At 68.1% G+C, this 13,700-nt stretch carries 14 protein-coding genes and 1 riboswitch; of the genes, 5 read left to right on the forward strand and 9 right to left on the reverse strand.

The genetic code is table 11. The features are described 5' to 3' along the window. Window positions 1–10 precede the first annotated feature (10 nt). From QQK63_RS02125 to thiM, 4 genes are read right to left on the reverse strand one after another with little or no spacing between them, the layout of a single operon-like run. Window positions 11–775: a 3-oxoacyl-ACP reductase gene (locus tag QQK63_RS02125; protein WP_277826529.1), complete on the reverse strand. Its 765-nt coding sequence runs from the start codon at window positions 773–775 to the stop codon at window positions 11–13. After that, the gene (gene thiD, locus QQK63_RS02130; protein WP_277826531.1) at window positions 772–1,578 is read right to left on the reverse strand and encodes a bifunctional hydroxymethylpyrimidine kinase/phosphomethylpyrimidine kinase; all 807 of its coding nucleotides are present in this window, start codon (window positions 1,576–1,578) and stop codon (window positions 772–774) included. The genes QQK63_RS02125 and thiD overlap by 4 nt, the downstream gene beginning before the upstream one ends. Beyond that, window positions 1,575–2,183 carry a thiamine phosphate synthase gene (thiE, locus tag QQK63_RS02135; RefSeq protein WP_277827780.1) on the reverse strand — a complete coding sequence of 203 codons (609 nt, stop codon included), beginning with the start codon at window positions 2,181–2,183 and terminating at the stop codon, window positions 1,575–1,577. Before thiE ends, thiD begins: the two co-directional genes overlap by 4 nt. Next, complete coding sequence (gene thiM / locus QQK63_RS02140) at window positions 2,183–2,971, reverse strand: hydroxyethylthiazole kinase (protein WP_277826533.1); 789 nt, start codon at window positions 2,969–2,971, stop codon at window positions 2,183–2,185. Before thiM ends, thiE begins: the two co-directional genes overlap by 1 nt. Window positions 2,972–3,046: 75 nt before the next feature. Then, window positions 3,047–3,142: riboswitch (TPP riboswitch) on the reverse strand. Window positions 3,143–3,232: 90 nt separating this feature from the next. Between thiM and QQK63_RS02145 the strand changes: the two genes are divergently transcribed. Beyond that, complete coding sequence (locus QQK63_RS02145; RefSeq protein ID WP_277826535.1) at window positions 3,233–4,177, forward strand: DMT family transporter; 945 nt, start codon at window positions 3,233–3,235, stop codon at window positions 4,175–4,177. Between the two features lie 35 nt (window positions 4,178–4,212). Here QQK63_RS02145 and QQK63_RS02150 read toward each other — a convergent pair whose 3' ends face one another. After that, window positions 4,213–5,529 (reverse strand): acetamidase/formamidase family protein, encoded by a 1,317-nt coding sequence (locus QQK63_RS02150; protein WP_277826537.1) that lies wholly within the window; start codon window positions 5,527–5,529, stop codon window positions 4,213–4,215. A gap of 158 nt (window positions 5,530–5,687) precedes the next feature. Continuing rightward, window positions 5,688–5,978 (reverse strand): 50S ribosomal protein L28, encoded by a 291-nt coding sequence (rpmB, locus tag QQK63_RS02155; RefSeq protein WP_277826539.1) that lies wholly within the window; start codon window positions 5,976–5,978, stop codon window positions 5,688–5,690. A gap of 201 nt (window positions 5,979–6,179) precedes the next feature. Here rpmB and QQK63_RS02160 point away from each other — a divergent pair, with 201 nt between their 5' ends. The 4 genes from QQK63_RS02160 (at window position 6,180) to ribD (ending at window position 8,976) form a co-directional block, all read left to right on the forward strand. Then, a complete protein-coding gene (locus tag QQK63_RS02160; RefSeq protein WP_277826541.1) occupies window positions 6,180–6,845 on the forward strand; it encodes a DUF2161 domain-containing phosphodiesterase in 666 nt (221 codons plus the stop codon). Continuing rightward, window positions 6,827–7,246 (forward strand): secondary thiamine-phosphate synthase enzyme YjbQ, encoded by a 420-nt coding sequence (locus QQK63_RS02165; RefSeq protein ID WP_277826543.1) that lies wholly within the window; start codon window positions 6,827–6,829, stop codon window positions 7,244–7,246. Before QQK63_RS02160 ends, QQK63_RS02165 begins: the two co-directional genes overlap by 19 nt. Window positions 7,247–7,404: 158 nt before the next feature. After that, window positions 7,405–7,875, forward strand: a complete 471-nt coding sequence (nrdR, locus tag QQK63_RS02170) for a transcriptional regulator NrdR (RefSeq protein WP_277826545.1) — start codon at window positions 7,405–7,407, stop codon at window positions 7,873–7,875. Window positions 7,876–7,878: 3 nt separating this feature from the next. Continuing rightward, on the forward strand, window positions 7,879–8,976 hold the full coding sequence (ribD, locus tag QQK63_RS02175; protein WP_277826548.1) for a bifunctional diaminohydroxyphosphoribosylaminopyrimidine deaminase/5-amino-6-(5-phosphoribosylamino)uracil reductase RibD: 1,098 nt from the start codon (window positions 7,879–7,881) through the stop codon (window positions 8,974–8,976). Between the two features lie 61 nt (window positions 8,977–9,037). Here the strand turns inward: ribD and QQK63_RS02180 are convergent, their stop codons facing one another. The 3 genes from QQK63_RS02180 to QQK63_RS02190 all read right to left on the reverse strand — a co-directional run bounded on the left by QQK63_RS02180 (window position 9,038) and on the right by QQK63_RS02190 (window position 13,573). Then, entirely contained in the window at window positions 9,038–11,059 is a 2,022-nt protein-coding gene (locus tag QQK63_RS02180) for a capsule polysaccharide biogenesis protein (RefSeq protein WP_277826550.1), read from the reverse strand. Between the two features lie 6 nt (window positions 11,060–11,065). Continuing rightward, complete coding sequence (locus tag QQK63_RS02185; RefSeq protein WP_277827782.1) at window positions 11,066–12,190, reverse strand: polysaccharide biosynthesis/export family protein; 1,125 nt, start codon at window positions 12,188–12,190, stop codon at window positions 11,066–11,068. 93 nt (window positions 12,191–12,283) lie between these two features. Next, window positions 12,284–13,573, reverse strand: a complete 1,290-nt coding sequence (locus QQK63_RS02190) for a capsule polysaccharide biogenesis protein (protein ID WP_277826552.1) — start codon at window positions 13,571–13,573, stop codon at window positions 12,284–12,286. Window positions 13,574–13,700 lie beyond the last annotated feature (127 nt).

Below are 13,700 nucleotides of genomic sequence, written 5' to 3' on the forward strand. Positions count from 1 at the left end.
CCATCCCGCCTCAGCCAAAGACAAGCCCGCCATCGACGATCATGTTCTGCCCCGTCACTGCCCGCGCCCATGGCGAGGCGAAGAACAGCACCGCATCGGCCATGTCCTCGGGCGTCGTCACTCGGCCAAGCGGCGTCTGGCCTGCCACGATGTCGAACACCGCCTCGGGTGTCGCGCGGCTGGCATCGGTGCTGCGCAATAGCCCGCCCGAGACCATGTTGACCGTCACGCCCGATGGCCCCAGTTCCTTGGCCGCCGTCCGGGTCAGGGCCAGAAGCGCGCCCTTCGCGGCGGTGTAATCGTGGTAGGGCACGACCGGGTTCTGGAACAGGTTCGTGCCGATGGTGACGACCCGTCCAAACCCCTGCTCCACGAAATGCGGCCGCAGCGCGTTCAGGCAGGTCAGGGCCCCTCCCACCGCTGTCTCGGCCTGTGCCGCGATCTCGGCCCATGTCAGCCGGTCAAGATGGCTGCGCGCCTCCCCGTTGAACGAGAAATCGGCCAATGCGTTGTGCACCAGCACATCGGGCGCGCCCAGACGCCCGGTGATCTCGTCCACCATCCTCGCAACAGCCCCCGCATCGGTCACATCGGCTTGAAAAGCTGCGGCGCGCGGCCCGAGCGTTTGCGCAAGGGCTTCGGCCTCGGCGCGGCTTCGGCGGTAATTGATGGCCACCCGCGCCCCCTCACGGGCAAAAGCCGTGGCGATGGCCGCGCCAAGGCCACGGCCCGCGCCGGTGACGAGAACGGTGAGATCGGAAATCGGTCGGGTCATGGGTGGGGTTCCTCGAAGAAGGTGTGGAAATGATGGGTGGGGCCGTGCCCCTTGCCGACAATCAGCGCATCGGCGCGGGCGATGGCGCGCGCGACATAGGTCTTGGCCCCTTGTGTTGCCTCGGCCAGGGGCAGGCCGCGCCCCAGAAGCGTCGCCAGCGCCGAGGACAGCGTGCAGCCGGTGCCATGGGTCTTGCGCGTCACATGGCGCGCGCCGGGCAACCAGATCAGCCCCTCTGCCGTCGCCAGCAGATCGGGGCAATCGCCCCCCGCCAGATGCCCGCCTTTCAAGAACACCGCACTTGGCCCCATGGCCAAAAGCGCCGCCGCCTGCGCCTCCATCTCGGGGCGGCTCTTGGCTTCGGAGGTTTCAAGCAGATCGGCCGCCTCGGGCAGGTTCGGCGTCAGGACAGCGGCCCGCGCCAACCCCAGCCTGAGCGCCGCCACGGCATCGGCCTGCAACAGCCGGTCGCCGCTTTTGGCGACCATCACCGGGTCCAGCACGATGGGGGCTGAAAGCCCGTCAAGCGCGCCCAGAACCGTCTCGACCATCTGGGCGGTGCCCAGCATCCCGATCTTGACCGCGTGGATCGTGATATCGGCGCGCAAGGATGCGATCTGGGCCGCGACGAAATCGGGGGCGATCATCTCGACCGCGCTGACGCCTTGGGTGTTTTGCGCGGTAAGCGCCGTGATCGCGGCCATCGCATAACCGCCATTGGCCGAGATCGCCTTGATGTCGGCCTGTATCCCGGCCCCGCCCGACGGGTCCGAGCCTGCGATGGACAAGATATTGGGGATCATGCCGCCCTCCATTCCGCAACCAGCGCCGCCGTTGCCGCCTCCGGATCGGGTGCGCGGGTCACCGCGCTGACCACGGCAAGGCCGATGGCCCCGGCAGATTTCACCGCCGCCGCGTCCCCCGGGCCGATCCCGCCGATGGCGTATGTCGGCAGGCCCGTTGCCGCGACGATCGCCGCCAGCCCGGCGAAGCCCACCGGGGGCGCGTGATCCGGCTTGGTCGCCGTGGCCCGGACCGGGCCCGCGCCGATGTAATCGACGCCCCCCGGAACACGGGCCGCCTGCGCGGCATTCTCCACCGACAGGCCAAGGATCATCCCCTCGGGCAGGCGGCGCCGGATCGTGGCCACATCCCCGTCGCCTTGCCCGAGATGAAGACCATGCGCGCCCACGGCGATCGCGACCTCCACCCGGTCATTCACGATCAGCTTGGCGCCAAGGGCCGCGACCTCGGGCAAAAGCCGCGCCACCAGCGCCGCCACATCGGCGTCGGCTGCCGACTTGTCCCGGATCTGGATCAGGCTTGCGCCGCCCCGTGCCGCCGCCAGAACCTGCGTTGCGACGGGCAGGGGGGACAGCGCGTCGCTCACCACGTAAACCGGCCCCATCATGCCCGCGTCACCCGTGCATCCGCGCTCAAATCCTCGGGTGTCAGCGCGGCCAGCGCATCGAGAAAGGCGGTCTGGAAACTCCCCGGTCCCGCGGCCTGCCGCGCCGCCTGCTCGCCCGCGATCCCGTAGCAGGCCATGGCCGCGACCGTCGCGGGCAGGGGCGCTTGCCCCGGCAGGAAGGCCGCGATCACCCCGTTGAGCGAACAACCCAAGGCGGTCACACGCGGCATCAGCGCATCGCCATTGGCCACGCGATAGGCCGCCGTTCCATCCGTCACGAAATCGACCGGCCCCGAGACGGCCACCACCGCCCCGCTGCGTTCCGCAAGATCGCGCGCCGCCGCCTCCGCCGCCTCCACCGGATCGGCGGCATCCGCGCCGCGCCCCTTTGCCCCCGTGCCAGCAAGCGCAAGAATTTCCGACGAATTCCCCCGGATCACCGTCGGGCCTTCGGCCAGAAGCCTTGCACAGACATCTTGCCGGAACCGCGTCGCGCCCACGCCCACCGGGTCCAGCACCCAAGGGCGGCCATGGCCCCGCATGACGCCCGCAGCCTCCGCCATCGCCTCGGCCCATGCGGGGTCGAGCGTGCCGATATTGACTGATAGCGCCTGCGCCAGACCGGCAAATTCGCCCACCTCCTCGCGCGCATGGACCATGGCGGGCGAGGCGCCCACCGCCAAAAGCACATTGGCCATGATGTTCATGGCGACGTAATTTGTGATGCAGTGGACCAAGGGGGGCGATTGCCGCATCCCCGCAAGGTAATGTCCCGTATCTTCCATCCTCGGTCTCCTCCCGCCAACGCGGGAGGGCCGGGGCGGGCGCGCGCGGTCCCTGAAAGACAGGACCGAAAAGGGGGCGCACCCGTCGCGGACTCCCTACGCCAGCATGATCTGGTTCAGGTTCAAAGGGTGCTTCTCAGCCCGGTTGCCCGGACGCCCCTGTCGCGCGGCGAACCTTGCAACCCCGCCCGCCCCTGTCAAGGGACGCTCCGGCCTTCGAGGGGGATGGACGGCGCAGGGGCGAGGCTCTACCGATCCCGCATGACCCAAGCGCCCGACACGCCAAGCCAAGATCGCATCCTCGCCGGTGTGGCCCTGATGCTGGGCTTTTGCGTCACCGCGCCGCTCTTGGACGTGGCTGCGAAACTGGCCTCGGGCAGCGTTCCGGTCGGGCAGGTCACGGCGGCGCGATTTTTGGTCCAATGCGCGCTGATGGCCCCTTTGGTCGGGCTCATGGGCCTGTCCTACCGGGTGCCCCGGGCGCAATGGTCGGCGCTGGTGCTGCGGGCGGTCTTCCTGATGGTGGCGACCTTCTGCTTCATCGCTGCGATTGCCGTGATGCCCTTGGCCGACGCGCTCGCCATCGCCTTCGTCTCACCCTTCATCGTGCTTCTGGTGGGCAAGTTCTACCTTGGCGAAGACGTGGGTCCGCGCCGGGTGGCGGCGGCGCTCGTGGGCTTTGTGGGTGTGCTGTTCGTGATCCAGCCAAGTTTCGCGGCCTTCGGCCCGGTGGCTCTGTTGCCGCTGGGAACAGCGGTTTTCTTCGCCTTCTACATGCTGGTCACGCGCGGCCTGTCGCGCCGGGTCCATCCCGTGGCGCTGCAATTCCACACCGGCCTGATCGCAAGCCTCCTCTGCCTGCCCATCCTTGTGCTGGCAAACGGCACCGGATTGCCCCTGCTCGACCCGGTCTGGCCGCAAGGCGTGGCTTGGGCCTGGCTCTTCGGGGTGGGGTTCTTCGCCGCGCTCAGCCACATGATGATGACCTATGCGCTGTCGCTCGCGCCGTCGGCGACGCTTGCCCCGATGCAGTATTTCGAACTGCCGGTGGCGACCTTGCTCGGCTATCTCGTCTTCAGCGATTTCCCCAATGCTTTGGCGCTTCTGGGGATCGCCATCATCATCGCGGCAGGGCTCTACATGATCCACCGCGAACGCGTCACCGCCCGCAGGCTGGTCACCGAACGCGCCGCCCCCCCGATCTGAGGCGGCGGACCGAAAGGCCCGCCACCCCATGGGCCTCAGAGCCCGTATTGCTCCCGCGCGAAATCGCCAAGGCCCACGGCATCGAGCCGTGCCAGAGGCGCAAGGAAGGTCACCTGGATCACGCCGGGCGCACGCCCGATCTCGATCGCACCATTGACCGTGGCGCGGTTGCGGACCTCGGCCACGCTCATCCCCAAAAGGGTCGCGGCCCGCGCAAGGCCGTTGTCGATGGCCGCGTTGAGATTGGCGGCCGTGCCGATCACGGAAACCGGGGCCAGCGCCTCGATCTCGGTCACGCCCCATTTCGCGGCAAGGCGGCGGCCCTTGGCCATTTCCGCCTCGGTGAAGGGGCGGGCAAGGGGCGGCAGATCCTCGACCAGCGGGAACAGGACGGGGCCGTCGATGGGGTAATCCTTCACCACCTCGACCTGCAGCGTCACGCTGCCGGCCACATCCATCGTGTGCCCGGCGATTTCCCCGTCACCCTGGCCTGCATGCATGTCGCCCATATAGACGCCCGCGCCCGGCACCTTGACCGGGCAGACGATGATCGCGCCCGCGCGCACCGCGTCGATATCCATGTGGCCGTCGGTTTTGTGCTCGGCCAATTGCTCGGCGGTGATCGCGTAATCATGCGGCGCCCCCACAAGGAAGGCCCCGAAATCCCCCGCATTGTGGCTGTCGGGCATGGCCATGGAGGGGCAAGTGCCCAACTGCCCCATGAAGGGCCGCATCCGCACCAGCGTGCCCGGCATGTCGGAGGGCGCGAAGGTCAGGATGGAATGCTGGCGGCTCTGGTCGGGCAGGGCGGCGTAGTGGTCGGCGTCCTTGGCGATGGTTTCGGCCGCGGCTTTGGGCAGGGTCAAGCCCACCGCCCGCGTCTCGTCGAAGGTGACGGTATAACCATGCACGATCTCGAAGGGTTTGACCGCATTCCCGCAGGCGTTGCATTTCACTGCATCCTGACCGATTCCCTCGACATGGGTTTCGGGCCAGACGGTATCGCAGACCGGGCAGCGCGCGGCGACATAGGGATCGCCAAGGCAAAATCCTTCGGGCGAGCTGTCATGCCCCGACGCGGTGGCGACCGAGGTCACGGTGATCTCGCGGATGCGGATCGCGACGGCATCGCCTACGTCGGCCCCTTGCACGAAAACGGGCCGCGTCACCTCGTGACCGCCGCGCAGGCGGGGCGTGATCATGGGGCCCCAGCAGCCCGGCGCGGTATTGGCGATGATCGTTCCTCCGTTTTCCACCGGCCCCAGCATGGGCTCGTTGGGGTCCAGAACGCTGTTGGTAAACTCGGAAACCACGACGCTGCGACGCGACGGGGATTTGCTTCCATCCGGCATGTTGCCCTCCCTCGGAATAGACATCTCGATCCGAGCATAGACCGCCCGCAGGGCGCGGCAATCCTCGAGACGGGCAGTGGGCGGCAGTGCAAAACGCAAAGCGCCCCGGCTGGCATGCCGCAGGGCGCGTTAAGCGTCTTTCGGACAGTCGAAGGGACTCAGGCCTGCGCGGCCTGCGCCTTTTCGATCTCTTTCTTGATCTTCAGCGCCTTGTCCGACAGCTCGACATCCTTGGCCTTGGCCATGAACGCGTCCAGACCGCCGCGGTGGTCGACCGTGCGCAGCGCCGCGTTCGAGATGCGCAGCTTGAAGCTGCGGTTCAGGATGTCCGAACCCAGCGTGACATCGGTCAGGTTGGGCAGGAAACGGCGGCGGGTCTTGTTGTTGGCATGGCTGACATTGTTGCCAGTCATCGGGCCTTTGCCGGTCAATTCGCAGACGCGCGACATGGGGTGATCCTCGACAGCTCAGAAACGGAAAGGGCGTGTGGCATGGCCCACGCCCGCAAATCTGGGCGGGGGATACGGGGGCGACTTGCCGGAGTCAAGCCGGGAATCGGCATGTCGCGATCAGGCGCGGCTTGCCGTGGCCCGCGCCGGGGGGCAGGATGGTCCGGACCCGGCACCAGACCGGACAAACGGGGGCATACCGTGCAGGAAACCGCGCTTTACCCGCCCGTCAAGGCGTTTCTCGAAGCCGCGGGCTACGAGGTCAAGGCCGAGATCGGTCCCGCCGATGTCGTGGCGACGCGTGCGGGCGAGGATCCGGTGATCGTCGAGTTGAAGACCGCCTTTTCGCTGACGCTGTTTCATCAGGGCATCGCGCGGCTCGCCGTCAGCGACCGGGTCTACCTCGCGGTGCCGCGCGGCAAGGGTCGGCGCTGGCTCAAATCGCTGGGCGACAACACAAGGCTCGCACGGCGTCTGGGCCTTGGCCTGATGGTGGTGCGCCTGCCCGATGGTCTGGTCGAGATCGCGTGCGATCCCGGCCCCTACGCGCCGCGCAAATCCGCCCCGCGACAGCGCGCCTTGATGGCCGAATTCGCGCGGCGGCAGGGCGATCCGAACATGGGCGGCACCAATGGCCAGCGGATGACGGCTTATCGTCAGGATGCGCTGGCCTGCGCGCGCCATCTCTTGGGCGCGGGTCCGACACGCGGGGCGGCGGTCAAGACCGCAACGGGCGTCGACCGCGCCACGACGCTCATGCGCGACAATCACTACGGCTGGTTCGAGAAACTTGGCACGGGCATTTATGCCCTGAGCGACACGGGCCGCGCGGCTCTGGAAGGCGAGGGATGCAAACCGAATTCGTGATCGACACCCACGGCCCCGGCATGGTCGAGTTCACCGCCGATGTGGCGCGCTGGCTGGCGCGGTCGGGCGACGGGCTTCTGACGCTGATGGTGCGCCATACCTCGGCCAGCCTGCTCATTCAGGAAAACGCCGATCCCGAGGTGCAGGAGGATCTGATCGACTGGCTGGGCCGCCATGTGCCGCCCGCCGGTCATCCGTCGATGTCATGGCTGCGCCACACCGCCGAGGGGCCCGACGACATGCCCGCCCATATCAAGGCGGCGCTTTTGCCCGTCAGCCTGCAGATCCCGGTTGCGGACGGGCGGATGCGGCTGGGCACATGGCAGGGGATTTACCTTGTGGAACATCGGCTTGCCCCCCACCGCCGCCGCGTCGCCGCGCTGTTCCAGCCGATGGGGTGAGGCGCACATGCCCCACATCGTGTGGGCGTGAATTGGCATCTACCCAACACCTGCCGGCTCGCCTATAGTGCCTGTGGATAACAGGGGCACCAGACCCCATGGATGAGGCAGGGGCAGGCCATGCCGGGCCGCCCGAGGGACGAGAGAGGGGGAGGCCGATGCGCTGCCCGTTTTGTGGAAATGTCGATACCCAGGTCAAGGACAGCCGTCCGGCCGAGGATCATGTCGCGATCCGGCGCCGCCGGTTCTGCCCGGCCTGCGGCGGGCGCTTCACCACCTACGAGCGCGTCCAGTTGCGCGATCTGGTCGTGGTGAAATCCAATGGCCGCCGCGAGGATTTCGATCGCGACAAGCTGGAACGCTCGGTGCGCATCGCGCTCCAGAAACGCCCGATCGAACCCGAACGGATCGACCAGATGGTCTCGGGCATCGTGCGCCGCCTCGAAAGCATGGGCGAAACCGATATCCCCTCGAAACAGATCGGTGAAATCGTGATGGAACGGCTCGCCGCCATCGACACGGTCGCCTACGTCCGCTTCGCCAGCGTCTACAAGAACTTCCAGGCGACGGACGATTTCGAGGATTTCCTGGCCGAACTGGCTCCGCCTCAACCCAAGACCGAAAGCTGATCCATGGCGTCCTCGGCGGACGCCCGCTTCATGCGGCTGGCGCTGAATATCGGCGCGCGCGGGTTGGGCCGGGTCTGGCCCAATCCGGCGGTCGGCTGCGTGATCGTGGCGGGCGGCCGTGTTCTGGGCCGGGGCTGGACGCAACCGGGCGGGCGGCCCCATGCCGAAACCGTGGCGCTGGCGCAGGCGGGGGCGGCCGCGCGCGGGGCCACCGCTTATGTCAGCCTTGAACCCTGCAACCACCACGGCCTGACGCCGCCCTGTTCCCATGCGTTGGTCGACGCCGGCATCGCGCGGATCGTCGTCGCCATGGGCGATCCCGACCCCCGTGTCGCGGGCCGGGGGCTGGAAACGCTCCGCAATGCCGGGCTCGAGGTCGTCACCGGCATCTGCGCCGACGAGGCCGCCGCCGCCCATCGCGGCTTTCTCACCCGGATCCTTCACGCCCGCCCGATGCTGACCCTGAAACTCGCCAGTTCCGCCGATGGCCGCATCGCCACCGCGACCGGCGAAAGCCAGTGGATCACCGGGCCCGAGGCGCGCCGGCAGGTCCATGCCATGCGCGCGCGCCACGATGCCGTGCTGGTGGGCGCGGGCACCGCGCGCGCCGATGATCCCAGCCTGACGGTGCGCGGCCTTGGCACCACCCATCAACCTGTCCGCGTGGTCCTGTCGCGCAGGCTCGATCTGCCCATGGACAGCGCGCTGATGCGCAGCGCGGCGCAGGTGCCGGTCTGGCTCTGCCACGGCCCCGACGCGCCCGAAGCCGCCCGCGCGGCGTGGGATCGTGCCGGCGCGCGCCGGATCGAGGTTCCGGCAGGTCCGGGCGGGCAGCTCGACCTTGCGCAGGTCATGGCGGCGCTGGGGGCCGCAGGCCTCACGCGGGTGTTCTGCGAGGGGGGCGGGACGCTGGCAGCAGGGCTTTTGTCCGCCGATCTGGTGGATGAACTCGTGGTGATGCAGGCGGGGATCGTTCTGGGGGCCGAGGGTACACCCGCCGTGGGCGCGATGGGCATTGCGGCATTGGCCGAAGCCCCGAGGTTCCGCTTGCGCGAAACCCGCAATCTTGGCGGCGATGTTGTGGCGGTCTGGTCGCGCTGACGCGCGAGGATGGAAAACTGCAGTTTTCCGTCCCGCGAAACTGCAGTTTCGCGCGCCCTACCTACCGCCGCCAGAGCCAGCTTTGCCCCGCGAACCATCCCTGCAGCTTTGCCAGCGCCCGCAAGCCCGGCCGTCCGCGCAGCCCCTCGCCGCTGGCAAGCCGTTCCACCGCCACCTCGACAGGGCAGGGCAGGCCCGTCACCGGATCGTGGTAGCGCGGATAGGCGATCAGACTGGCATGGGCCAAGGCGGCAAGGCTTGGCCGCGCCCGCCGATGCGCGGGCACCGGCCCCATGTCCCGCGTCAATCCCCACCCGGCATAGAACGGCGCGCCAAGGGTCGTCACCGGCACCCCCCTGAGCAGCGCCTCGAACCCGAGGCCCGAGGTCATGGTGACGACCCGGTCCACCTGTGGCAGCAAGGCGGCGCTGTCCACCTTGGACACCACGGCATCGGCAAGCCCCTCCGCCCCCACCGCGCCCGCGCGCAGCCCCGCCACCACATCGGGGTGCGGTTTGTAAAGGATCCAACCCTCCGGATGCAGGTCGCGCGCCGCAGCCAGCAGCGCCGCATTCGTCCGCACAGCACCCGCGCCCAGAAGGATGGAGGCATCATCCTCCACCTGCCCCGGCACAAGGATCACCTCCCGCCCCTCGGGCGCGGCAAGCTCAGGGGTATCTCCGCCCAGATTGTATTTCGTCAGCCCCAGCGCCACCAACCGCGCCACCAGCCTTTCGGCCCGGACCAATCGCTTGGGCTCCCATCCCGCCGCCTCCGCGATCAGCCGGTCCAGACGGCTTTCTCGGCTCGGGTCGTAGTAGATCCCCAGATCGTCCAGAACCAGCGACAGGGGCGGCACCAAGTCTGCCCCCAGACCGCGCGAGCGCAAGAACCCATCCTCCACCCGATGTAGCGGTCGCTTCGCGGCATGGCAGGCCGCGCGCAGCGCCTTTGTTTCCCGTCCCGCCCAAACCATCACGGGGCGGCCGTCGGCGGCAGCCTTCTCCGGATCGTCTTCAAACCGCAAACGCCCGAAACTTTGCACCATGTGCCGCCGTTTCCAGGCCCGCATCCCCACGGCGACATGGCCCCCGCGATCTTGCCGCCACGCATGGGCGCGCGCCTCCAGCGTGCCGACCACATCCTCCACCTCGCACAGCCGGTCACGATAGGGATCGTACCAGACCGGATGCAGGATCAGCGCCGCCGCCGCCATCTGCGCGCGCGTCAACCGCCGCTGGCGGCGCGCGGGCACCAGCCGGCGATCCTCGGTCAGACCCCAACCGGCATAGAACGGCACGCCGAAGGTCACCGGCCTGTGGCCCGCGAAAATCGCCTCGAACCCCAAAAGCGACGTGACGCAGTAAACCGCCCTTGCCCCTTCGAAAAGCCGCCGGGGCGCGATGGGCCGATCCTCCAGCGTGACGCCCGGGGGCAGGGTGGCGGCGTCGAAATGGCCGGGCCTGTGGCCGGCCTGCGTCTCGGGATGGGTCTTGATCACGATGGGCGCGCCGGGGTGATCCTCCTGCGCATGGGCCAGCATTTCCGCGAAACTGTGGGCATTGGCCTCCCCCAGCCGGATCGAGGCATCGCCGCGCGTCTGGTCGATCAACAGCACATAACCCGGCGGCGGCGGCTCCAGCGTCGGGTCGACCGCGGCGTATTTCGTCAGATCGGCTTCCGCGATCCGGGCCAGCACGTCCCGCGCCCGGTCGAGAAGCGCGGTATCGTCCAACGGATGGGTCGCAAGCAGCCCCTCCAGATCCGAGGGTCGCGTCGCATCGAAATAAAGGCCGCTCCGGTCGATCACCAACCCCAGCGGCGGATCGCCCGACCGCCCGGGATGGAGCGAGCGCAAGAACGCATCCTCCACCCGCACCAGCTGCGCGCCGGTCGCCTGCGCCACCGCCTCGCCCCGCGCGGCATAGGGCGAATGGCCCCAGACCAGCACGTCATCGTGCGGCCCGGGTTTGCCCAGCTTCAGGTCATGGCCCGCCAGTGTCAGGATACGGCGCACGCGGGCGTTGGTCAGAAAGCCCGCGTTATAATGAAAGCCGCGCCGCCGTGGGCCCGCCCCGGCCATGGCCGGTCAAAGCCCGCCGCCGCTCACGGTCTGTGCCGCGCCGAGCGTGCCGGTCAGCGCGCTGATCGCGTTGTTCCACTGGGTGATCGGGGCTGCGGTGACATAGACCGTGTCGCTGTCGCGGATCACGAAATCGCGCGCCTCGAACATGCCCGTCGGTGCCGTCAGGTCCAGAACATAGACCATGCGCTGCGCCCCGATCAGATCGTCGCGGCCAAGGACGGCGCGCGCGATATCCTGCGGCTCGTTTCGCAGGACGAAAACGCCCGTGGGATCGGCCAGAACCGGGTTCAGACCGCCGACCGATGCGATGGCCTCGATCGCCGAGATCACCTGGCTTTCGAAGGGCACGATGGTCTGCGCCCCCGTCGCCCCCAGCGCGGTAAAGGACCGTCCGTCCTCCTCGACAAGGATACGGTCGCCGCCGCGCAGCGCGATGTCGACGGTCGGGTCGCGGAACAGGTCCTGGAACCAGATCGTGCCGCGATGATGGCCGCGCACCACGGTCACTTGCGCGATTTCGGGCGGCACGGTGACGCCCCCTGCGGCGGCCAGCATGGCCGACAGCGTCCGGGTGGGCCGTTCGATCGGATAGACACCCTGTCCACCGACGACGCCTGTGACCGTCACGGTCGATCCGTCGCCCGCCACGCGGCGCACGATGATCTGTGGATCGGGCGTCTGTTCGTCGAGATTGCGGGTGATGATGCCGCGCAGCGCCTCGGGCGTGTTGCCCGCGGCGCGGATGCGTCCGGCATAGGGGATGAAGATGAAGCCCGCGCTGTCGACCTGCACCTCTTCGATCACGGCGGCTGATGCGCCCTGACCGGCCAGAAGGCCGTCGGTCACGTTTTCATAGATGGTAAAGGAAATCCGGTCGCCCGGCCGGATGACATCGCTGTCCGCAATCCCCGCGTTCACCAGTTCGGGCGGAAAGCCGAGCGCGGGCACCACGGCGGTTGCCGCCGTCACGCGCTGGTTCACCTCGACGACGAAGGCATCGCCCTCGCGCTGCACCGATCCTGCAAAGATCTCGTTACGCGTCGGGCCGGAACGCGGCAGCAAGGCGCAGGCCCCGACCGCCGTCACAAGCATGCACAGCGCGCCAATGCGCGCGCCGCGAAAAGCCATCGATGTCACGGGGTGGCTCCTTATTGCCTGAACTGCCTCGGTATTCTTTTTTTGCCAATCTAACGATTTTCGACTTACGACGCCAGCTTTTGTTCAGGTGACCAGTCTAAGGTGTTGCCGTGGTGCCGGTCGTCCCGCCGCCAGCGCCTCGTAGGGGTCCTCGGCCGACAGCATCATGTCCACCACTTGCCGCAGCAATTGCCGCCGCCCCCGTGCCGAATAGAAGCTGCCGGTGATCTGCGAGGTCTCCAGCAGAAAGTGCCGGTAATCGCGGTAGGCGCGGCTGTCGGGGCGCGTCGGATTCTGGAAAAACGCCTCGATCGACTGGTCCGACACGAATTCGGGCTTCAGATACACCGCCTGCCCAAAGGCTTTCAGCGGCAGCCCGCGCCAGAGCGCCTGCTGCGCCGCGGTCGAATTGACCGTCACGGCGGATCGCGCGTCGTTCAAGAGCCGCGCCAGCTTGCCGCCGCGCAGGTAATGCACGCGCCGCGCGACGCCATGGGCTGCCGCAATCCGGTGGATATCGGCGCGCAAGGGCGTGCGCCCGTCCTCCAGCGGATGGGCCTTGAACACGAGGTGATGATGCGCGGGCGCCCCGCGCGCGAACCCCTCGATCAGAACGGACAGAAATTGCTCCATCCGATCAAACGGCCCATGGTCGCGGAAACTGGCGTCATGTTCGAGCTGCAACAGCGCAAGATGATAGGGAAAGCCGCCGGTCTTGACCCGCCATGTCGCCACGCTCCGCTCCAGCCAATGGATCGGCATCAGCGCCAGCCGCCGCAGGTAGAGCCGGAATTCCTGTCCGACGCTCAGCGCGCGATGGGTGCGGAACCCGGCATAGGCCCGGTTCAGGACGAAGACGAAGAAATGGTAGAGCGCCCCGTAAAACACGTGCTGGCGCATGTCGCCCCAGCGCGCGGGCGCATCGGGCAGGTCTAGGTCCAACCCCTCCAGCGCGCGGCGCATCTGGTCGACCGACATATCCATGATCCGCGAATGGCCGTTCGCACCGCCGCGTTCATAGGTGATCCAGTAGGGCCGCAGATAGCCTTCCTCGAAGACATGCACGGTGATCCCGCGGCTGCGCGCGGCGGCGATGGCCGCGGCATGGATCGGCCGCGTATCGCCGTAGAGCACCAGATCGGTGACACCCTTTTCATCCATCAACGGCCCGGCGCGCTCGGCCCAATCCTCGGGCGGATCGACATGGGCGATATAGCTTGCCCGCTCCGACCAGAACGCCGCGTCGCCCCGGTTGAACCCCACCCGCCACGTGCCTGCGCCTGCCGCGCGCAGCATGCGCCCCAACTGGTCGAAGAACGGCCCATGCGGGCCTTGCAAGAACAAAAAGACGCGGTGTGCGTGGCTGGGGGCCATAGGTACGGTCACTCGTAAAGCCCCCGGAAAATGCGGGGTTCCCATCAGCAAATCAAGCCAAGGCGGCGGCCTCGGGGCGGAATGATGGCGCAAAGGTGACGTATCACACCCTTGAAGCGCCGCTCCG

The organism is Roseicyclus marinus (assembly GCF_030163795.1).
Classification (GTDB): Bacteria; Pseudomonadota; Alphaproteobacteria; order Rhodobacterales; family Rhodobacteraceae; genus Roseicyclus; species Roseicyclus marinus.